The sequence below is a fragment of the Pontibacter russatus genome, from assembly GCF_009931655.1.
Lineage (GTDB): Bacteria > Bacteroidota > Bacteroidia > Cytophagales > Hymenobacteraceae > Pontibacter > Pontibacter russatus.
In genome coordinates this window covers 3,670,705-3,691,451 of sequence record NZ_CP047984.1, presented here as the reverse complement: position 1 = coordinate 3,691,451, position 20,747 = coordinate 3,670,705, and the positions used below count along the sequence as shown (strand labels likewise).

The following is a 20,747-nucleotide window of genomic DNA, read 5'->3' as shown; positions in this document are numbered from 1 at the left end:
ACCGAAATTTGTAGTGTCATCAGAAAATAAGGGTGACATCAAAACTAAAAATCAAAAACTATAAAATCAGCTACCATGAAAGTAGAACAGATTTATACCAGTTGCCTGGCACAAGGCGCTTACTACATCGAAAGCAAAGGCGAAGCTGCTATTATTGACCCGCTTCGCGAAATAAAACCATACCTGGAAAAAGCAGAAAAAGACAACGCTAAGATAAAGTATGTGCTGGAGACACACTTCCACGCCGACTTTGTTTCAGGCCACGTGGATCTGGCAAAAGCCTCAGGCGCAACTATCGTATTCGGACCAAATGCAAAGACGACCTATAACGCGTACATTGCAAAGGATGGCGAAGAATTGAAGGTAGGTGATGCAACTATAGAAGTATTGCACACACCTGGCCATACCATGGAATCTACCACGTACCTGCTACGCGATGAGAACGGCAAAGACTACGCGCTCCTCTCTGGCGACACGTTGTTTATTGGCGATGTAGGCCGTCCCGACCTGGCTGCGAAATCTGACCTGACACAGGACCAACTGGCAGGCCACCTGTACGACTCGCTGCGCAACAAGATCATGACTTTGGCAGATGATGTGATCGTTTACCCGGCACACGGCGCTGGCTCGGCCTGCGGTAAAAACATGAGCAAAGAGACAAGCGACACCCTGGGCAACCAGAAAAAAACGAACTATGCCCTTCGTGCTGATATGACAAAAGAAGAGTTCATCAAAGAAGTGACAGATGGCCTCACACCGCCTCCAAGTTATTTTCCGCTGAACGTGAAGCTGAACAAGGAAGGCTACGACAATATTGAAAGTGTTCTGGAACAAGGCTTGAAGGCACTGTCGCCGGAAGCTTTTGAAGCAGCCGCCAACGAAACAGGTGCCCTTGTGCTGGATACCCGTAAGCCGGAAATATTTGCAGCCGGATTTATCCCTACCTCGATCAACATTGGTATCGATGGAAATTTTGCTCCTTGGGTAGGCACCCTGATTCCGGACATCAAGCAGCAGTTATTGCTGGTAACCGACGAAGGCCGCGAAGAAGAAGTAGTAACCCGCCTGGCTCGTGTAGGTTACGACTATACCATTGGTTACCTGAACGGTGGTATGGACGCCTGGAAAACAGCCAGCAAGGAAGTAGATACTATAAACTCTATTTCAGCTGAGACATTTGCCCAGCGCTTTGAGCTGGACAACGCCATTAAAGTAGTGGATGTGCGCAAACCAGGCGAGTTCCAGGCCGAGCATGTGGAGACCGCGCAGAGTGTCCCATTAGATTACCTGAACGAGCACATGGCCGAACTTCCGAAAGAAGAGACCATGTACCTGCACTGCGCCGGTGGTTACCGCTCCATGATTGCAGCATCTATTCTGAAAGCAAGGGGTTACGAGAATGTGGTGAACGTGGAAGGTGGCTTCAAGGCAATTGCCGAGACAAGCGTACCGAAAACAGCTTTCGTTTGTCCAAGCACACTAAAGTAAGTATGGGGACAGAATTAGTTTAAAGTATAAAAATACAACTGTCATTCTGAAAGAAACTTGGTAGAAGGGAGGTTAAGCTTATGCGGCTCGCCCACAAAATCCTTACAGGATGACAAAATTGGATAAACTAATTCTGTCTCTATACTTAGTTTCATATAGTTAAAGACGCTTGAAGCGCCAGCATAGTGTAATGCTGCGCCAGCCTTTGAGTTTTTTAGAAAATAACGCTCATGCGCGGCCAAAGTCCCAGACAAAGGCTGCCGGTATACCGACCTTTGTATTGAAAGTAAATCTCAATAAGAATTTAAAGCAGAAAAGCCATGTTTAACATATTCGGGTCTAAACCAAAAAATTACGAGAACTTGGACGGAAATAGCTTCAGAAACAGGTACCAGAGCGCTCCAAAAGCTGAGTTGCTGGATGTACGGACAGCCGGTGAGTTTGCGAGTGGTTCTATCAAAGGCGCTAAGAACCTGGACGTAACATCGTCCCAGTTTCAGCAGGCGCTCAAAACGATGGACAAGAACAAAGAGTACTTCGTGTTCTGCCGCAGCGGTAACCGTAGTGGTTCTGCCTGCGACATCATGAGCAAAGAAGGCTTTAAAGCCTACAACCTGGCCGGTGGCATAGGTGCCTGGCCGAAGTAATTAAAACAAAACACAAACTTAGGGCAGGCGCCAAAAGGAGTTAGTGAACAGGCTCCTGTCCTGCCCTATCTTCTTAACCTAAACTAAACAAATAAGAAATGTTAGAATTTTTGAGTCAGCCGTGGCCTTGGTATACATCAGGTATCGTGATTGCCCTTGTGATGCTGGTCCTGCTGTTTTTTGGTAAGTCATTTGGTTTCTCAGCAAACCTGCGCACCATCTGTGCTGCCTGCGGAGCCGGTAAAACTGTAAAGTTCTTTGATTTTGACTGGCGCTCGCAAACCTGGAACCTGCTGTTCCTGGTGGGTGCCATCATCGGGGGCTTTATCGCTTCGGAGTTCCTGTCAACCGGCGAAGCCGTGCAGATCTCGCAAGCTACGATTCAGGATTTAAGTGCACTGGGTATTTCAGCTCCGGACGGCATGCAACCAGAAGAGATCTTTAGCCTGGAGAGCGCCTTTTCGCTGAAAGGATTCCTGATTCTGTTGCTGGGCGGGTTTGCTGTCGGGTTCGGCGCGCGTTATGCAGGTGGCTGTACATCGGGCCACGCGATCAGCGGTATCTCTAACCTGCAGCTGCCATCGCTAATTGCCGTAATTGGCTTCTTTATCGGCGGTTTGGTTACCACCTGGGTACTGATGCCGCTCATTTTTTAGAGCAAATGGCAGCATCATAACAATCAACAACTAACAATTAGCAATTAGACCGTGAGAGGGTTAAAATTTATAATTGCCGGAATACTTTTCGGTATTGTGATGAGTAAATCGGAAGCCATATCGTGGTTCCGCATCCAGGAGATGTTCCGCTTTCAATCATTCCACATGTACGGCATTATTGGTACAGCCGTTGTACTGGGTATCATCATTACCTACGTTATCAAAAAATATAAACTGCGCGATTTCCAGGGTAACCCGATTGTGTTTACACCTAAAGAAATGTCTGTTCCGCGCTACCTGCTTGGTGGCACCATTTTCGGACTAGGCTGGGCACTGACCGGCGCTTGCCCAGGCCCGATGTTCGTTAATATAGGTTTCCAGTATTGGTCTATCCTGATAGCAGTAGTGGGGGCCATAGCCGGAACCTACCTGTACGGCGCCATCAAAGACAGATTACCCCATTAAAAAAACATTGGCTAAAAGTGGAAGTGTGCAGTAAAAGTCACCGGTAGCATTACCGGTGGATTTGCTGTATATTATAAACAGGCAGTTAAACTATAGCTAATACATGACACAACCTTCTGAAACAAGACTTGGCTTACGGGAGAATGCAGGGCAGTTCTGGCTGCTGGTGCTCGTAAACGGTTTTGTGGGTGCCATGGTAGGCTTGGAGCGCTCTGTTATTCCGGAGTTTGCCGAAACAGTTTTTGGCATTAACGGGCATACAGCGCTCTTGTCGTTTATAGTTGCTTTTGGCCTGGCTAAGTCTGGCGCTAACCTGGCCATGGGTCGCCTGGCTACTCGGTATACCCGCCGGCAACTGCTGCTGGTCGGCTGGCTCTTTGCCCTGCCCGTGCCCTGGCTGCTGCTGTATGCCAATGCCTGGTGGTGGGTGATCCTTGCTAACCTGCTGCTGGGTATTAATCAGGGACTCGCTTGGTCGACTACCGTGGTGATGAAGATTGACCTGGTAGGCGAAAAGAACCGAGGCCTGGCCATGGGCATCAATGAGTTTGCCGGTTACCTGGCTGTGGGGTTAGTAGCTTTTCTGGCAGGTTATATTGCTTCTACTACCGGAAACGTATCCTATGCTTTTGTACCGGGCATTGCCTTCTCCATAACCGGTTTGCTGTTAACAGTTTTCCTGGTGCGTGATACGCACAGCCATGTACAGACCGAGACGAAGCAGACCAATATACCGTTGCTGCAAAACATCTGGAAAGATACCACCTGGCGACACAGCAACTTAGGTTCTGTTACCTTGAATGGTTTTGTGAACAACCTGAACGACGGTATACTTTGGGGGCTGCTGCCCGTGCTACTGAGTACCAAAGGCTATAGTTTAACCGAAACCGGCCTGCTGGCTGGCATTTACCCGGTGGTATGGGGGCTGGGCCAGTTGGTAACCGGAAAACTGGGCGATGTGCTTTGCAAGAAACAACTGCTGAGTGTGGGCATGGTGCTGCAAGGTGTGGCGATAGCGATGCTTTTATATGCCGGGTCCTATCCTATTTTAGTTTCTGCGCTCGTTATACTTGGTGCAGGAACGGCTTTGGTCTACCCGAATTTCCTGTCGGTTGTGGCCGAGAACACGCACCCGAGCCAGCGCCCTCAAAGCCTGGGCATTTTCAGGTTCTGGCGTGATTTCGGCTACGTAGCGGGTGCCGTAGCTGCCGGCGTATTCGGAGACCTTTTTGGGTTGGAAGCCGTTATACTTGGCACTGCCATACTCACTGTAGGTGCCGGACTGTTATCAGAATACCGGATGTGCTGCACCAAAAAACTATTGTGGCACAGTAAAGAATGTAATACGATCTTTGTTAAGACTGCTTAATTAGAAAAATGTAACGATAGCTTCTATCTAACTTCCTTCTTAAACAGATGATCCGGAAGCACCTTTCTCCCATCATCGAGTACGCCCCTGAGCCGCCCCGGCTTTCTTAAAACACACTTCTTTTTGAGAGCACCAGCTTAACTGATTGAAGTTAAAGCTGGTTGTAGTGGTTCTATAGATCCGCTACAGTTAGCGGTCTGCCAGAAGTTAGAGATTTCTAATTTCTGGCAGACCTTTCTTTTTTCTTGTATTTACGCAGCTTTCTCTCACAGCCGTAATTCTGCTCGCGAATCGGTTCTCTGGCCGGATCATATTTTGCATCTATGTCTTCCGCAGTTTCACCTACCTGCTCGCTTAATGTATCACGGTTAGGTTGCGTGGCAGCTTCAACTATAGTTTTCACTTCTGTGTCTTCCGGCAGCCTATCCGATAACTCCACCATCTCGTGGCACTTTTCATTTCGGGCGTAATACTTTGGTTCGCAAGGCTGTTGTTAAAACCGATAGTTCATTACAAAAGTGTAGTGCGACATATCTACCTTGTTGACTATAAAATTGGGGGTGTCGTAGGTTTTTCCACGGACTCCTTTATAGATATACAGCGCCTGCAGGTCCAGCCCATCCAGAAAACCGGTAAAGCTATAGTTGGTCATCAGCTGCAACTGCGAATAAGACGGCAGGGCATACTTGTTTTGAGCCACATTCTTCACATCCGGAAGTTCGGCTATACCATACCCAACACGGGCTTTCCACTGCTTGCTCAGGTTAATGTCTGTATTAAGCGAAACCATGTGAACGTCCGAGTTCCCTTCCAGTCGTTCGCGTGGCATAAAGGTGTAGAAGGTCTCGATTCCCCATTCACGAGGGAAGAGCCAGCGGTTGCCATCCCCGATGCGCGTATAGTTCAGACTGGGAAAAAAACGAGGGGCTTTATATCCAATCCTGCCACTGTACAGCCAGGTTTCTGCATCAGGTTCTATGTAAGCTTTCTTCGGATCCGGGTTTCCGCCCTCTCCGGTAGCTGCCTGGTAACCGGCCTGCAAACCCAGCACAATAGCGTTCTTTTTATCCTGACTTACAGGCAGATTTACATCGGTTTGAGAAAACGTAAAATGGAAAAGGTTTTCGACATAGTAATGTGTAAGCGTAGTTGTCAGCTGCTCAGCAGGCTTGTACGCGAGCTGCCCCACTGCCATCCCGGCACTGTTGATATTGCCCAGAAACTGAGATGGCCCTCCATAAGCACTACGGCCTACTGGTAACGACCCTATACTTTCCTCTACGCGAAACCAGTCCTGGGTGGAGCGTGGGCCTATACCAAATACCCAGCCGCCCTGGAAGTTGAGTTTCTCCAGTTCGTTCACTTCCAGCCAAAGCGCATTCATCAATGTAGGGCGCATACGTCCGTCCTGCGGATTCAGGAAAGGCGTGTTTATTTTCTGCCTGCCAAGTGTTATTTTAGACTTGTTATAGTTGTACCGCACAAAAAGGCTTTCCAGGCGTCCGAGCTCATCCTTATCGTTCGGGTCCAGTACATCAAACAGGCCTATTTCGTAGCGGCTACTGAAACCAGTGGCAGCAGCAGTTCCTAATTTATCAGACAAAACATTATACACGAAAAAGCCGCCAACGCCTACCTGAAAACCATGGAATTTAGCGGACTCAAAGTATAAACCGGTACCAAGTGCCAGTGCATGATAATCCGGGTAATCGCCTGTGTTATTGGTGTGCATAAAGAAACTGCGCGCGTGCCCGCTAAACTTCCCCTTTTTCAGAAAAGACTTCAACGGTTCCTTTTCTACCACCTTTGCACGAATAGCTTGTAAGGTGTCCTTCTGCTGGAAAGAAGAAAGTGTATCCTGAGGGGTTTTGCTACGAATTGTATCAGCAGAAACAGGTACCTGTGCAAGAACCGGAGCTATAGCTATTAACAGAACTATAGTTGCCAGAAAATACCCTCTGAAAAAGTAAACAGGATGAAGCATGTATCAATAAGTTTAAAAAATGCTGCCTTCAGTGTATCAGCAATGCGAAGGAAAAACCACTACCCTTGGCAAAATGCTTTAATCTAAATATTTGATATAAAGTTAGTTATATCCTATATAAACCTTTGTAACATAAATCACATAGCAGCAAAAAGCCTCTATAGCTTAAAACTCCGGATGTCATATTCATGGAAAAGGAAACTAATATCTCCTTTTGGTTATAATATGCGTTTAAATACTGTAAATCGCAGAAGTAATCAGTAACAAATGGAATTGAATGCGTCGGGAATTTTAACGGGATAGCCCTCAGTGACAAAAGTCACAGCTACTGCCTGAGTATACCCCTACCTTTAGATTCCGCATAAACTACTGTTAGTTTATTACCCTGTAAACACATTGAACAAAAACATTAAAAGAAAATACACAATGAAACCATACCATGACGAGGAAGAAAACGATTTCCTTGGAAGTACAACAACTTTAAAGGTTGTAAGCTCCGTGGCAGGCCTGTTACTGCTCGGCCTGATCGTGTTTATGGTTATAAAGCCGGATATGTTTTTCAGGTCAGAAGTAGCTGAAACGATACAAGAACAACCTGCTTCACAGCAACCAGCTCCGGCTCCTGCAGTAGCAACTGAAACCTCCTTGGCGGAGATGTGGCGCCCTGCAGACCTGAATGGGCTACCGGAAGGACCGGAAAAAGAGCAACTGGCCTACGGACGGGAACTGATCGCCCGCACCGCCAAGTACCTGGGCCCGCAGGGGAGCGTGCTGCAAATATCCAACGGCATGAACTGCCAGAACTGCCACCTCGATGCCGGCACCAAGCCTTTTGGTAATAACTACTCGTTGGTAGCCTCCACTTATCCTAAATTTAGGGCCAGGTCCGGTACCGAAGAAGACATTTTTAAACGCGTAAACGACTGCATGGAACGCAGCCTGAACGGAAAACCACTTACCAAAGACTCTAAAGAAATGCAGGCCATGATGGCATATATAAACTGGGTGGGCAAAGATGTAGAGAAAGGCGAGAAACCGAAAGGAGCTGGCCTGATGGATATTGAATTACTGGATCGTGCTGCCAGCCCCGAAAAAGGCAAAGTGGTGTATGTGCAGAAGTGTCAGGTGTGTCACGGCAAAGACGGAGAAGGGGTAAAAACAGAAGGAAGTGCCGAATATCAGTTCCCGCCGTTGTGGGGAAAGAACAGTTATAACGATGGCGCCGGCCTGTACCGCATCTCCAATTTTGCCAAATACGCCAAAGCCAACATGCCGCTTGGGGCAACTTATGAGAACCCTATGCTGACAGGTGAAGAAGCTTGGGATGTAGCCGCATTCGTAAACTCGCAGCCCCGCCCTAAAAAAGATCTGAGTAAAGACTGGCCTGATATTTCAGGCAAGCCATTCGACCACCCGTTCGGCCCGTTTGCAGATACGTTTGATGAAAAGCAACACAAGTATGGGCCATACCAACCAATCATAGAAGCCAAGGGTGGAACAAAATAATGCCTATTTGTACCATACATAACCTTAATTAAGGCCGGATCCTGATAAACATAGGAGTTACGCAGGGATTTAGTTCTCTGTAAGGAGTACTAAAAAGCCATGGATCCTGCCATTATATGGCCTACCTGTTGAGGGAGCTGCGCAATGCGGGTTGCGTGAAGGCCAGCGAGGTGCTGGACAAGCCGTTCACTGCCCCCGCCAGCACAGAGTTGTTGGGCTACTTTTGGTCAGGCAGGCACCATAAAGTAGTGAAAGGCATCAGCCTGACCACCCTCTTCTACACAGACACCAGCGGCTTGGGGCTGCCGGTCAACCTCCGCATCTATCGTCATCAGGAGGGGAAATCAAAGCATGCTTACTTCCAGGAGGCGGACAAAATTGTGGCCATCCATCTCGGCAACAGATGCGCCACTGGAGCAAGGGGGCTGTGGGAACAGCTGCCTGAACATTACAGGCAGCTGGCAACTTTCTTCACGGATGACTGGAAAGCCTTCAAGCAGGTGGTTCCGGCAGAGAGGCACAGAGCCTCCGGCAGGAAGAAGGACACCAACAACGCCCAGTGGCTCTTCTGCACCCTCAGGCAGAGGCGCTCTCTTTTTCTAAAAAGCTCGACAGGCACCTGATGGCCATCAGGTGCTTTGTCGCCAACTACAACCTGTCACTACTTGTATAGGAGTACCATATTTAATTTTATCTTTCCCTGCTTGTATAGGTTTTAAAACAGCTTCTAAGAAAATGTTTTAAAACCTATACAAGCAACAGAGATTATAGAAACTGTTCAGAGTTTTCAAAAAATCGATGCATGATGCCCTTGCTGCCTGTTTTCACCAGCAAAAACTTGTCAGTGAAAGTATAGTTGTCGGTGAAAACACCAACAACGGCAGGTTTTGACACTAAAATCGGAAACGCTAAACAGCTTCGAAGTAAATAACGAGCCAATAATAGACTCGGACATCCCTATTTATCGATTTGGTGCCTGCCATATACATTATACCTCCAGTATATAAAGTAACCATAGTGCAAAAACCAGGAAAACAGACAACCCTCCTTGAATATATTTGTATACTTATAATATCTTATACTTTTTCCATCTGTTTGTAAGTACCTATGCCTGTCATTATCATACTTTGGTATTTACTGATTATACCCGCAGTACCTGTTCAGAAGCAGCCCACAGCCCTGGAAATTGTACAGCGTGCAGATGATAAGGTAAGGGGTAAATCGAACCAGGGCGAAATGGTAATGCGCATTGTAAGGCCAACCTGGAAGCGTGAGATTGGCTTGAAAAGCTGGGCAAAAGGCACCGACCAGGCCATGATCATAGTTACCTCCCCTGCCCGCGACAAAGGCACCGCCTTCCTGAAACGCAAGCGCGAAGTATGGAACTGGCAACCTTCCATTGACCGGACTATAAAACTGCCGCCTTCCATGATGCTGCAATCCTGGATGGGCTCCGATTTTACGAACGACGACCTGGTAAAGGAATCTTCGGTAGTGCAGGACTATACCCATACGTTGGCCGGCGACACCATCATCGATAATCGCCCCTGTTATAAGATCATCATGATACCGAAAGAAGAGGCGGCCGTGGTCTGGGGCAAGGTTATCACCTATATTGATAAGAAAGACTACCTGCAACTGCTGGTCTATTTTTATGACGAAGACGGCGAACTGGTCAACACCATGAAAGCTTCCGACATCAAAATGCTGGGAGGCCGCCTGCTCCCGGCTCGTATGGACATGACACCAGCCGATAATCCTCAAAATCATACCATTATTGAATACCGCTCACTAGTGTTTGATGTGCCGCTCGAGGATGGTTTCTTTTCCATACAAAACCTGAAACGGGTAAAATAAGCGATGTACCTGCTCCTGGCCTGGCGAAATATCTGGCGCAACCGCCGTCGCACGCTCATCACGCTGGCCTCTGTGGCTTTTGCCGTTTTTTTCGCCTGCATGATGCAGTCGATGCACACAGCTGCCTGGGGCAACCTGATAGATAATGCGGTACGCTTTTACACCGGCTACATACAAGTGCACCAGCAAGGCTACTGGAACGACAAAACCCTCGATAACAGCTTTGAAAATCAGTCCGCGCTGCAAAAGAAAATTGCCGGAACCCCCCATATAGTTACTGTTGTTCCCCGCCTCGAGAGTTTTGCGCTTGCCTCCGGCACCGACCGTACCAAGGGTACGCTTGTTGTGGGCATAGAACCTGAAAAAGAAGACGGCCTGACCAACCTGCGTACTAAAATGCAGGCAGGTAATTATTTAAAAACAGGGGAGAAAAAAGTACTGCTGGCCGAGGGCCTGGCCCATTTCTTGAAACTTGCCCCAGAAGACACGATCGTGCTCATCAGCCAGGGCTACCATGGGGCAAATGCTGCCGGCAAGTATGAAGTAGCTGGCATCGTCAAATTCCCCTCGCCGCAGCTTAACGATCAGGTAGTATACTTACCGCTGGCAGAAGCGCAATGGCTTTACGATACCGGCAACCGCATTACCTCACTTTCGCTGCTGGTAGATGATCCGGAGAAAGTGGAAACTATAACCCAATCGCTGCAACAGGATTTGAACAAGACACATTTTGAAGTGATGAGCTGGCAGGATATGATGCCGGAACTGGTGCAAAGCTTCGAGATAGACCGTCTTGGCGGACAGATCATCCTGTTTATACTTTATGCCGTCATCGGATTCGGTATTTTCGGCACGTTCCTGATGATGACAACCGAACGCCGCTACGAAATGGGTGTGATGATCGCGATTGGCATGCCCCGCCTGAAATTACAAGCAGTTATGTCCCTGGAGATAATTATGCTTGCTCTTGGGGGTACATTACTGGGTGTGTTGCTGAGCCTGCCTGTTATTTTTTACCTGCATTACAACCCCATCCCTGTGACGGGTAACCTGGCTGAGCTGTACCAGAACTATGGCATGGAACCAGTCATTCCGTTCTCGCGCAAGGCAGCCATCTTTTTACGACAGGCATACATTGTGGCCATCATCACCTCGGCATTGGGCATTTACCCGATCTGGTTTATTCAGCGGCTTATACCTGTAACGGCACTCCGAAATTAACGCCCATGTCTATGCTCCTCCTGATAGCCTGGCGCAACATCTGGCGCAACCCCACCCGGAGTATCGTGGTAATAGCGGCTATTGCCGTTGGCATCTGGGCCATTGCACTAACGGTGGGCTTCATCAATAGCCTGTCCGACAGCTTTATCCGCAACTCCATCAACTATGATTACTCGCACCTGCAGATACACCATCCGCAATTTCTGCAGGAACCCGAAGCACGGTACAGCATACGCAACCCCAGACCTATAATCGACTACCTGCAACGTAATCCGGATGTTAAAGCCTACAGCCAGCGCGTACTCATAAATGGGATGATCGCCTCTACCAGGGCAAGTGCCGGCGTGCAGATCTATGGTATAAACCTGGACCAGGAAAAAGCAGTTACTTCCCTCGACTCGCTACTGACAGAAGGAAATTATTTTACCGAAAAACCACGTAACGCTATACTTATCAGCCGCAAACTGGCCGACAAACTGAAAGCAGAACTACGAACCAAACTGGTGCTTACGTTCCAGGATATGGAGGGCAACGTAACGGCAGGCGCTTTCCGGGTGCAAGGCATTTTCGATTCTCCTTCGCCGCGCCTGAACGAAGGTGGCATATATGTGCGCCAGCAGGACCTGAACCAGTTACTTGGAACCGATACCCTGGTACACGAAATAGCCATTTTGCTGCACGCCAATACACAAGTGCCGGCAGTAGCACAAGCACTACGGAGCAGTAACCCAACTGCAGAAATAAAAACATGGGAAGAGCTGTCGCCGGAACTGGAACTTATGCAGGAACAATCGAACCTTACGATGGCAATACTGCTGGTGATACTGATGGTGGCGCTGGCCTTTGGCATTGTGAATACCATGTTGATGGCCGTGCTGGAACGAGAGCGTGAACTGGGCATGCTCATGGCCATCGGCATGAACCGGCAGCGTATTTTCAGCATGATTCTGATGGAGACTGTTTTTTTATCATTAGTGGGCGGCCCCATCGGGTGTTTGTTAGGTTATGCCACCGTTACCTGGCTCGGCAATGTAGGCATAGATCTCTCTGCTTGGACGAAAGGCCTGCAGCAATATGGTTACAGCACCAAATTCTTCCCGTTTCTATCCCTTAAAGAATACATTCTGATGGTAGCCAGCGTACTGCTGACAGCTATACTTGCCGCCATGTATCCCTCGTACAAAGCTGTGAGACTAAACCCGATAGAAGCCATGAGAAGCTAAAATTCGATTAGAATCATAAATTCACTCTACAAACAAAGTCCTTGCTCTTCTATGGCGAAGGTAACAGCGAAAAATGTATAACCATAGCAGAACTACCATGGCTGAAGTTGTGATCAGAACAAGCGGGTTAACCAAAGTATACCAGGAAACAAAAGTGCCCGTGAAGGCGCTGGGCGGTGTAGACCTGGAGATACGGGAAGGTGAGTTTACGGCTGTAGTCGGGCCATCCGGTTCGGGTAAATCAACCTTGCTGCACATCATCGGCGGGCTCGATTATCCTACCGAAGGTCAGGTAGAAGTTGGCGGTCACCACCTGAACGAACTGAATGACCGCGAACTGATCGATTTCCGGCTGGAGCATATTGGTTTTGTGTTCCAGGCGTTCAACCTCATACCGGTGCTCACGGCAAAAGAGAATGTGGAATTTATCATGCTATTGCAAAAGTTACCTGCCAGAGAGCGGGAAGCAAGAGCAGTGCAGTTGCTGCAGGAAGTGGGCCTCGGTGACCGCATGCACAACCGACCTTCCGAGCTTTCGGGTGGGCAGCAGCAACGGGTGGCCGTAGCCCGGGCCTTGGCTTCGAGGCCCCAGTTTATACTTGCCGACGAGCCCACCGCCAACCTCGACTCGAAAGCAGCAGGGAACCTACTGAACATGATGGCTGAGATGAACCAGCGCGAAAAAGCCACCTTCATTTTCTCGACCCACGACCAGCGCGTGATCGAGAAAGCAAGGCGCGTAATAACCCTGGAAGATGGCGTGATTGTATCAGATGTAACCAAAGCCTGAGATGCGTGCCTGGGCAACAATATGGGTTCTAATACTTTGGCTAATCGCCTGCAATGCCATGGCACAAACGGATTTAGTAACTATAGTTTCCGATACAGTTACCCAAACCAAACCCAACAAAACTATACTTCAGAACCTTCAGCTGAAGGGCTATGTAAAGCAACTGCAAACGTTTATACTTGTTCGGGGCCTCGACTCCCTCCTGACTGACAACCTGCTCCACAACCGCCTCAACTTCAGCTATAAAATTGATACCACCCGGAACTTGGTAGTGGAAGTGCGGAACCGTGTTTTTTACGGCGACCTGCTGCGCCAGCTGCCCATTTACCCGCAACTCATCGACTCCGGAAACGATGTATGGGACCTCTCGGCGATGCCTGTTAAAAGCCGTTCGTTGCTGGTGCATACCATGCTGGACCGCGCCTACCTAGAGTGGACCAGAAACCAGCTGGAAGTACGGCTGGGCCGGCAACGCATTAACTGGGGCTTGAACCTGGTCTGGAACCCCAACGATATTTTTAACGCCTACTCCTACTTCGACTTTGACTATGAAGAGCGACCTGGCAGCGATGCATTTCGGGTACGCTACTTTTCCGGTTATGCAGGCGGAATGGAGTTTGCCGCCCGTCTCACCACCGACTCGGACAGGCGAACTATAGCCGGCTTGTATAAATTTAACCGCAAGGAGTACGACATTCAGTTTTTGGGAGGTGTGGTTGGCCGCGAGGCGGTAATGGGTTTAGGCTGGGCCGGAAGTATAGCGGACGCTGGTTTCAAAGGAGAGTTTACCTACTTCCACCCCTACCAGAACCCGCTCAATGCGAAAGGCCAGTTGCTGGCTTCTGTTTCCGGGGATTACTCTTTTGCCAGTTCACTATACCTGCACGGGTCGGTGTTGTACAACAGCCTTGGCGATAAAAACCCTTCAACTTTCCAGTTCCAGGCATTTAGGCCTGGAAGGCTGTCAGTTAAGGAGCTATCGCCTTACAGGTATAATGTGTTCGGGCAGGTGAGCTATACGTTTCATCCGCTTTTGGTGGGCGGTCTTTCTACCATTTATTTCCCACAGGACCAGGCTTTCTTCCTCAACCCCATCCTCACCTACTCCGCCTTCCCCAACCTTGACCTCGACGCTGTTGGCCAGCTTTTCCTGGATTCGGAACTTGGGGATTTTAAAGCAACTTCCAAGATTATCTATGCTCGGTTAAAGTGGAGTTTTTGAAGCAAAGTGTAGAACCCAGGGATATACCGTAGTAGATATATAATCGGCGACCTTCTGCATATGCGCTGGGAGCAGGTGCAGGGCGACCGGCTGGAGTACCGTTCGCAGAAGACCGACACGCGGCTTGCCATAAAACTTGTTCCCCCGGCGCTGGCGCTTATCGAGCCGTACCGCCGGAAGAAAGGCTTTATCCTGCCCTTCCTGCTGAAGGGCCTCAGCCCAGAGGCGCAGCAACGGGAGGTGGAGAGCATGACGGCGCTCATCAACAAGCTGCTGGGGCAGATCGCCGCAAGGCGGGCATCGAAAAGAAGGTCACCATGCAACATGGCGCGGCACTCCTTCGCCTCGCTGGCATGGGCCACACCTCCGAAGATGACGGAGAACTGCCTGCGCGACCTGACGGGCACCAAGCGCGACAGCCTGCTGGAGGCTGCTTTCGAGGAGTTTTGAGTAAATGTGCAACCAGTGTGCCACCAGAAAAACGAAAAAGGGGCCTTCGCGTTGCGCTAAAGCCCCTTTTTAAAGGTGATTGCAGAGAGTGAGGGATTCGAACCCCCGGACCTGTTACAGTCAACGGTTTTCAAGACCGCCGCGATCGACCACTCCGCCAACTCTCTTTCTTAATTCGTGTACAAAAGTAGGGGCTCGCACCGAATTATCAAAGCTATACGATGAAATTTTTCGACGGTTCAACTCCGCTTCCTCTAAGCAACTGACAGCAAAGCCCATGGCGGCGCCCCGGCTGAAACAGGCATGGCCAATGCGCCCATCCTATATATAGCGCTGCCGCCACCTCAGGCCCTGGCAGCGCGGGTAGGGCGGGTGGCTTTGTTGCGCATCAGGCGCTTGGTCACGGTGTCGATGCTCACGTTTATCTCAAAGCCGAGGATAAGAATCATGGAAATGAAGTCGAGCCATATCATCAGACCAATCAAAGCGCCGATAGAGCCGTAGAACTTGTTGTAGCTGTCGAAGGCGCTGATGTAGAGCGAGAAGATCATCGACACCAGGAAAATGAGCACAGTGGCCACCACCGCCCCCGCCGAGAAGAAGGGCCATTTGTCCTCGATGGCTGGCACAAAATAGTAGATCATGGACGTGGCCAGCAGGAACAGCAGCACCACCGAAATGTATTTAAGCATCACAAGCAAGGTGTAGGTATAACTCTCGGTCACCACCTCATAAAAGACCAGCACGTCCAGCATCCACTGCCCAAAGAAGATAATGGCCACGGCCAGGAAGAGGATGAGCGCCAGCACCACCGTCAGCACGGTGGCAATCAGGCGCTTCTTCATATACTTGCGCCTGTAAAAGGTGTGGTACTTTTTGTCGAAGGCGTCCATCAGCGACATGATGCCGTTGGTGGAGAGCACCAGCGCAAACAGGAAACCGAAGGAGAGCAGCCCGCCGCGCGGCTTGTTCACAATGTCCTCGATGGTGGAGTAGGCCACGGCGTACATCTCCTCCGGCATGAAATCGGCGATGTAGTTGAGGATGCTCTCGCTCAGGTCCAGCGACAGCACACTGGGTATATAGGGGATAAGCGTGAAAAGGAAGATAATGCTCGGGAAGATTGCCAGCGTGAAGTTGAAGGCCATATAGGAAGAGCGCTTCGTGATCGAGTCCAGGCGAAGCTCTCCCAGTAGCACATCGGCCACATCGTACACAGACGACTGCCCGTCGTTGAACCGCCACCGCTTCAGGAAGACGATGAATTTGCGGTACGACCTGCGGCGCTTCAGGTATTGCTGGTTTAACCTCATTCCCTAAAGTAAGAATCCATTTTCTGGTGGATGAGATCAGGAACAGCGGTTGGCCGGCCCGACTTCATATCCACAAACACCATGGTGGTTTCGCCCACGTTCAGCAGGGTGCCCTCTTCGTTATACACCTCGTACTCAAAAAGTATACGCGAGCCGGCGGGTTTCTTCCTCAGCAGCAGCTTTACGGTCAGCATGTCATCGTATCTGGCCGCGCGGATATACTTGCATTTCAGCTCCAGCACCGGCATCATCGTGCCGGTGGCCTCCAGTTCCTTGTACGCAATGCCCAGCCGCCGGAACACCTCCGTGCGCGCCACCTCATAGTAGGCGGCATAGTTGCCATAGTATACGTAGCCCATCTGGTCGGTTTCGGCGTACCGCACACGCAACTGCACTTCTGATTCGAACACGTTGTTGGTTGTTGGTTGCTGGTTTTAAATTGTTGCTTGTCAGTTGTTGATTGTTATATGGTTGAATGGCGTTAGAAAAACAATATAGCTTGATATCCAAATTGGCCTTTCCTATATATGCTCCCATTTAAGTGAACAACAATCAACATATAACAACCAACAATCAATTTACTTCATGATATTCCGGGCGGTGAGGGCACGCTGGTAGCGGCGGGCGTTGGCCAGGTGCTCCGACTGGGTGACGGCAAAGCTGTGGTAGCCGGAGAAATCCTCTTTGGCGCAGAAGTATATATACTGGTGCTGCTCGGGGTTCAGCACGGCGTCAATGCTCGAAATGTTCGGCACGTTGATCGGGCCCGGCGGCAGGCCTTTGTACTTGTAGGTGTTGTAGGGCGAGTCGTGGCGCAGGTGCGCATTCAGGACGCGGCGGATGGAGAAGTCGCCCACCCCGAACACCACGGTCGGGTCAGCCTGCAGCAGCATCCCTTTCTCGAGGCGGTTCAGGTACACGCCCGCCACGCGCGGCTTCTCGTCGTTCTTGATCGTCTCGGCCTGCACAATAGAGGCCAGCGTGGACACCTGCTGCTGCGACAGCCCCAGCTCTTCGGCTTTGGCCTTGCGCTCCGGCGTCCAGAACCTGTCGTACTCGGTTTTCATGCGCTCCAGCAGCTCCGGTGCCGAGGTGGTCCAGTACACTTCGTAGGTGTTCGGGATAAACATGCTCACGATGTTGGTCGTGTCGAAGCCCAGGGATTTGAGGTAGGCGGCGTCGTTCAGCAGGCTGTCCAGTTCTTCCTCGCTCGCCTCCACGTTCGCGGACAGCTTTTCGGCGAGCTGGCTGCGCAGCCGGATGTTGTTGAAAGTGAGGTTCACGGGCGTCTGCTTGCCCAGGCGCAGCGCCCCGATCAGCTCGCGGTTGTTCCAGCCGTCCCGGATCTGGTAGCGGCCCGGCTTCACCAGCTCGTCGTAGTCCATCAGCTTCGACATAAAGCGCAGCGACAGCCTGTCGATGATAACGCCCGTGGCTTCCACCGAGTCCATGGCCTGTTCGTAGGTGGCCCCCGTCGGGATGAGCACGAACGTTTCCCGATCCTTGGTGTCTACGTTGGCCGTGTACACAATCTGGTACGCGTAATACGAGAAACTCACAAACAGGAAAAGGAACAGCACAGCCAGGCCGGGCAGCAGCATGCTCTTCTTCTTTCTTTTAAATTTTGGGGTGTTCACTCCTTTGTCCATAGTGAAGGTAAAAGGCTTGGAACGGGGTGTAAGGTTCCGCACCTGTTGATTTTCAAGCCTCAAAATTAACACGAAACTTCTTCATCTGTATTATTTCGGGCAACTGAATTCCCAAAGGTTGCCTCAAGGGCGGCCTTTGCCCATATATAGCACAGCAACGGCAAAACCTGAAACGCGCGCGCGCCTAAATGAGTATGTTAGTTTATATATGGCCTATATATGGTTTATATATACCGTTTATACCACCCACCATACAGCCATCACCATGAGCAACGCAGCCTTTCTACACATTCATCCGGACAACCCGCAGCAGCGCAAAATCTTAGAGGCGGTCGAGATACTCCGCAAGGGCGGCATCGTCATATATCCCACCGACACCATCTACGGCATCGGCTGCGACATTCACAATACCCGGGCAGTGGAGCGCGTGTGCCAGATTAAGGGCGTGAAGCCCGACAAGGTGAACCTCTCCTTCATATGCTCCGACCTCACCCATATATCGGATTACGCCAGAATAGACACCCCTACTTATAAAGTGATGAAAAAGGCGCTGCCCGGGCCGTTTACGTTTGTGCTGGATGCCAGCAGCCGCGTGCCGAAATATGTGGGCAATAAAAAAACCGTGGGCATCCGGGTGCCCGACAACAACATAGCACTGCAGTTGGTCAGAGAATTGGGCAACCCCATCCTCTCCACCTCCGTCCACGACGACGACGAGGTGCTGGAGTACAGCACAGACCCGGAGCTTATATATGAGAAGTACAAGAACCTGGTGGACGCCGTGATAGACGGCGGCCCCGGCAAAAACATCGCCTCCACCGTAGTGGACGTCACCAACGACTTTGAGGTGCTGCGCGAAGGGGCGGGGAATATTGAACAGTTCTTATAAGTTAGAAAGTTTGGGAGTGAGAGAGTTTGGGAGTGAGCTATATATGGCTATATACGCTGCTATAGCCATTGTCTGTAGTTTGGTGATGGCAGGCATACATCATCCAATCTCATATCTTTCTAACTCCCAAACTTTCTAACTCGCGCTCTCCGGGCGCTTGTGTTTCCAGCGCTTGTGGGTCCAGAGGTAGTCGGCGGGGCTGCGGCGGATGGTGGCTTCCAGTTTGTGGGCGAATGCCTCGGTGATTGGGAATTGCCCCTCAGCAGGTGACGGTTCAATTGGGGTGCCATCCGATATGGTTTCGAAGGTGAGGGTGTAGTGGCCACGGCTGGTGCGCCGCACATCCAGGTAAAGCACCGGGTACTTAAACCTGTTCGCGAGCTTCTCGGCGCCGGTGTAGAAGGGCGTATCCTGGTGCAGAAAGGTGGCCCAGAAGGTGATTTCGCTTCGGAGCGGCGTCTGGTCAGAGAGCATGGCCACTACCCGCGGCACGTTGCGGTTAGCGGCAAAGTCGCGCAGGGTGTCTTTCATTTTGATGAGCCTCGCCCCCAGGCGTGTGCGCGTAGCCAGCATAAAGGCCTCGAAAAACGCATTGTTGAGCGGCTTGTATACCCCCTCCGCCGGAAACCCAAACTGGACGGCCCCCGCCGAGAGCACCCACTCCCAGTTGCAGGAGTGTGACCCCATCGTAATGACTGTCCTCCCCTGCTGCACGTGGTTGTCCAGCAGTTCCTGGTTGGCAAACACAATCCGCCGCTCCATCTCTGCCCTGTCCATCGACCTAAGCTTCAGTATCTCCACCGCCACGTCGGCCAACTGCCGGTAAAAATCCTTAGCTATCCGCTTTCTCTCTTCTTTGCTTTTCTCCGGGAAAGCCATGTGCAGATTTTGCAGCACCACTTTCTGGCGGTAACCCACCAGGTAGTACACCACCACGTACAGGAAATCAGCCAGCAGGTAAAGCACGGAAAGCGGCAGCAGCGACAGGCCTTTCAGCAAAAGCCAGAGCGGGTAGTAAAGCGGCGGTATTTGGGGGTGTTTCTTCATCTGTTCATCAGCTTCCGCAAAGGTACAATCTCTAATAATTATGAATTAGATAATTATGAATTAGAAATTAAATTCGGGAATCATAAAGCTGTTACATGGACGGGAATCCTGTGACTGCAGGATGAGTTGGCAAGGCATACAAAGTACAAGAAAGGCTTTTCCCTTTAGTATATTTCATCTTTATTAGCAAAAGGAAGCTCTCACCAGCTGTACGCTATTTCGAACTTCTAATTTTTAATTTTTAATAAAGATTTTGATTCTCCTGACAGAAGCCCAGTACAACCCGCCGGTGTCCTATTTCCGGCATGCGCTACGCGTCGAAAGCCTGCTGGTGGAGCGGCACGAAAATTATATAAAGCAAAGCTACCGCAACCGCTGCCACGTGCTGACGGCGCAAGGCGTGCAGCCGCTCAGCGTGCCGGTGCTCCGGGGCAGCAGCAAAGACAAAACACTGATTACCGACATTGAGATAGACTATACCCAGAAGTGGCACAACGTGCATTGGCGCACCATCCAGGCGGCCTACGGGCGGGCACCGTATTTTGAGTTCTACAGCGACTATCTGAAAGCGGTATATGGGCGGCGTCCAAAATTTTTGTTCCAGCTGAACATGGATTTGTTGCAGCTTTACCTTAAATTACTCAGGCTGGACAAGCCGCTGCAGTTTACGGAGGCATACGAGGCCGGCCAGCCGGAAGACGTGCTGGACCTGAGGAACAGGATACATCCTAAAATCATTCCTGACAATTTGCACGTAAAACCATACACGCAAGTATTTGGCAAACAATTTGTACCAGGGCTTAGTATAATTGACTTGTTGTTTACACAAGGGCCTGCATCTCATTTGTACCTACAATAAAAAGGCCGCCCGACTGAACAATTGCGCTACCCGGCTTGTTTAAAAATAGGCTTGCCCTGTCAGCCTCAACCAGTTACAATTAATCAGATTTTTTAAAGAATACACGGAGTAT

The 20,747-nt window shown here is 50.2% G+C and carries 20 protein-coding genes, 1 tRNA gene and 1 pseudogene; 15 read left to right on the top strand and 7 right to left on the bottom strand.

Annotated elements, in window-relative coordinates:
* The first annotated feature begins 75 nt into the window (after positions 1-75).
* From GSQ62_RS15400 to GSQ62_RS15380, 5 genes are all read left to right on the top strand, one after another.
* Positions 76-1,488: an MBL fold metallo-hydrolase gene (locus GSQ62_RS15400; RefSeq protein ID WP_161890330.1), complete on the top strand. Its 1,413-nt coding sequence runs from the start codon at positions 76-78 to the stop codon at positions 1,486-1,488.
* A gap of 320 nt (positions 1,489-1,808) precedes the next feature.
* On the top strand, positions 1,809-2,135 hold the full coding sequence (locus GSQ62_RS15395) for a rhodanese-like domain-containing protein (RefSeq protein ID WP_161890329.1): 327 nt from the start codon (positions 1,809-1,811) through the stop codon (positions 2,133-2,135).
* Between the two features lie 98 nt (positions 2,136-2,233).
* The gene (locus tag GSQ62_RS15390) at positions 2,234-2,791 is read left to right on the top strand and encodes a YeeE/YedE family protein (protein WP_202621789.1); all 558 of its coding nucleotides are present in this window, start codon (positions 2,234-2,236) and stop codon (positions 2,789-2,791) included.
* Between the two features lie 51 nt (positions 2,792-2,842).
* On the top strand, positions 2,843-3,256 hold the full coding sequence (locus GSQ62_RS15385; RefSeq protein WP_161890328.1) for a DUF6691 family protein: 414 nt from the start codon (positions 2,843-2,845) through the stop codon (positions 3,254-3,256).
* 103 nt (positions 3,257-3,359) lie between these two features.
* On the top strand, positions 3,360-4,625 hold the full coding sequence (locus GSQ62_RS15380) for an MFS transporter (protein ID WP_161890327.1): 1,266 nt from the start codon (positions 3,360-3,362) through the stop codon (positions 4,623-4,625).
* 217 nt (positions 4,626-4,842) lie between these two features.
* Here GSQ62_RS15380 and GSQ62_RS15375 read toward each other — a convergent pair whose 3' ends face one another.
* Together GSQ62_RS15375 and GSQ62_RS15370 are read right to left on the bottom strand one after the other, a co-directional pair.
* Entirely contained in the window at positions 4,843-5,067 is a 225-nt protein-coding gene (locus GSQ62_RS15375) for a hypothetical protein (protein WP_161890326.1), read from the bottom strand.
* A gap of 51 nt (positions 5,068-5,118) precedes the next feature.
* Positions 5,119-6,609, bottom strand: a complete 1,491-nt coding sequence (locus GSQ62_RS15370; protein ID WP_161890325.1) for an OprD family outer membrane porin — start codon at positions 6,607-6,609, stop codon at positions 5,119-5,121.
* A 396-nt stretch (positions 6,610-7,005) separates the two neighbouring features.
* On the opposite strand from GSQ62_RS15370, the gene GSQ62_RS15365 reads away from it, so the two are divergent.
* The 8 genes and pseudogenes from GSQ62_RS15365 to GSQ62_RS15330 all read left to right on the top strand — a co-directional run bounded on the left by GSQ62_RS15365 (position 7,006) and on the right by GSQ62_RS15330 (position 14,878).
* Positions 7,006-8,115: a c-type cytochrome gene (locus tag GSQ62_RS15365; RefSeq protein ID WP_237586666.1), complete on the top strand. Its 1,110-nt coding sequence runs from the start codon at positions 7,006-7,008 to the stop codon at positions 8,113-8,115.
* A gap of 116 nt (positions 8,116-8,231) precedes the next feature.
* Positions 8,232-8,492, top strand: a pseudogene (locus tag GSQ62_RS21230) (hypothetical protein); the annotation flags it as partial.
* Positions 8,493-9,351: 859 nt separating this feature from the next.
* Complete coding sequence (locus tag GSQ62_RS15355) at positions 9,352-9,972, top strand: outer membrane lipoprotein-sorting protein (protein WP_237586664.1); 621 nt, start codon at positions 9,352-9,354, stop codon at positions 9,970-9,972.
* A gap of 3 nt (positions 9,973-9,975) precedes the next feature.
* Positions 9,976-11,193 (top strand): ABC transporter permease, encoded by a 1,218-nt coding sequence (locus tag GSQ62_RS15350; protein ID WP_161890322.1) that lies wholly within the window; start codon positions 9,976-9,978, stop codon positions 11,191-11,193.
* Positions 11,194-11,198: 5 nt separating this feature from the next.
* Positions 11,199-12,416 (top strand): ABC transporter permease, encoded by a 1,218-nt coding sequence (locus GSQ62_RS15345; protein ID WP_161890321.1) that lies wholly within the window; start codon positions 11,199-11,201, stop codon positions 12,414-12,416.
* Positions 12,417-12,513: 97 nt separating this feature from the next.
* Positions 12,514-13,206: an ABC transporter ATP-binding protein gene (locus tag GSQ62_RS15340; RefSeq protein ID WP_161890320.1), complete on the top strand. Its 693-nt coding sequence runs from the start codon at positions 12,514-12,516 to the stop codon at positions 13,204-13,206.
* Between the two features lie 58 nt (positions 13,207-13,264).
* The gene (locus GSQ62_RS15335; protein WP_161890319.1) at positions 13,265-14,428 is read left to right on the top strand and encodes a hypothetical protein; all 1,164 of its coding nucleotides are present in this window, start codon (positions 13,265-13,267) and stop codon (positions 14,426-14,428) included.
* Between the two features lie 60 nt (positions 14,429-14,488).
* Complete coding sequence (locus GSQ62_RS15330; protein WP_161890318.1) at positions 14,489-14,878, top strand: site-specific integrase; 390 nt, start codon at positions 14,489-14,491, stop codon at positions 14,876-14,878.
* 82 nt (positions 14,879-14,960) lie between these two features.
* Here GSQ62_RS15330 and GSQ62_RS15325 read toward each other — a convergent pair.
* The 4 genes from GSQ62_RS15325 to mltG form a co-directional block, all read right to left on the bottom strand.
* Positions 14,961-15,045: transfer RNA gene (locus GSQ62_RS15325), tRNA-Ser, on the bottom strand.
* Positions 15,046-15,222: 177 nt separating this feature from the next.
* Positions 15,223-16,191, bottom strand: coding sequence for a YihY/virulence factor BrkB family protein (locus tag GSQ62_RS15320; protein ID WP_161890317.1), 969 nt, complete (start codon positions 16,189-16,191; stop codon positions 15,223-15,225).
* Complete coding sequence (locus GSQ62_RS15315; protein WP_161890316.1) at positions 16,188-16,601, bottom strand: acyl-CoA thioesterase; 414 nt, start codon at positions 16,599-16,601, stop codon at positions 16,188-16,190. The genes GSQ62_RS15320 and GSQ62_RS15315 overlap by 4 nt, the downstream gene beginning before the upstream one ends.
* A 168-nt stretch (positions 16,602-16,769) precedes the next feature.
* Positions 16,770-17,840, bottom strand: a complete 1,071-nt coding sequence (gene mltG / locus GSQ62_RS15310; RefSeq protein WP_237586662.1) for an endolytic transglycosylase MltG — start codon at positions 17,838-17,840, stop codon at positions 16,770-16,772.
* A gap of 265 nt (positions 17,841-18,105) precedes the next feature.
* On the opposite strand from mltG, the gene GSQ62_RS15305 reads away from it, so the two are divergent.
* Positions 18,106-18,729 (top strand): L-threonylcarbamoyladenylate synthase, encoded by a 624-nt coding sequence (locus GSQ62_RS15305; protein ID WP_161890315.1) that lies wholly within the window; start codon positions 18,106-18,108, stop codon positions 18,727-18,729.
* 135 nt (positions 18,730-18,864) lie between these two features.
* Here GSQ62_RS15305 and GSQ62_RS15300 read toward each other — a convergent pair whose 3' ends face one another.
* Complete coding sequence (locus tag GSQ62_RS15300) at positions 18,865-19,776, bottom strand: lysophospholipid acyltransferase family protein (RefSeq protein WP_161890314.1); 912 nt, start codon at positions 19,774-19,776, stop codon at positions 18,865-18,867.
* Between the two features lie 253 nt (positions 19,777-20,029).
* Here GSQ62_RS15300 and GSQ62_RS15295 point away from each other — a divergent pair, with 253 nt between their 5' ends.
* On the top strand, positions 20,030-20,635 hold the full coding sequence (locus GSQ62_RS15295; protein WP_237586660.1) for a WbqC family protein: 606 nt from the start codon (positions 20,030-20,032) through the stop codon (positions 20,633-20,635).
* Positions 20,636-20,747: the final 112 nt, after the last annotated feature.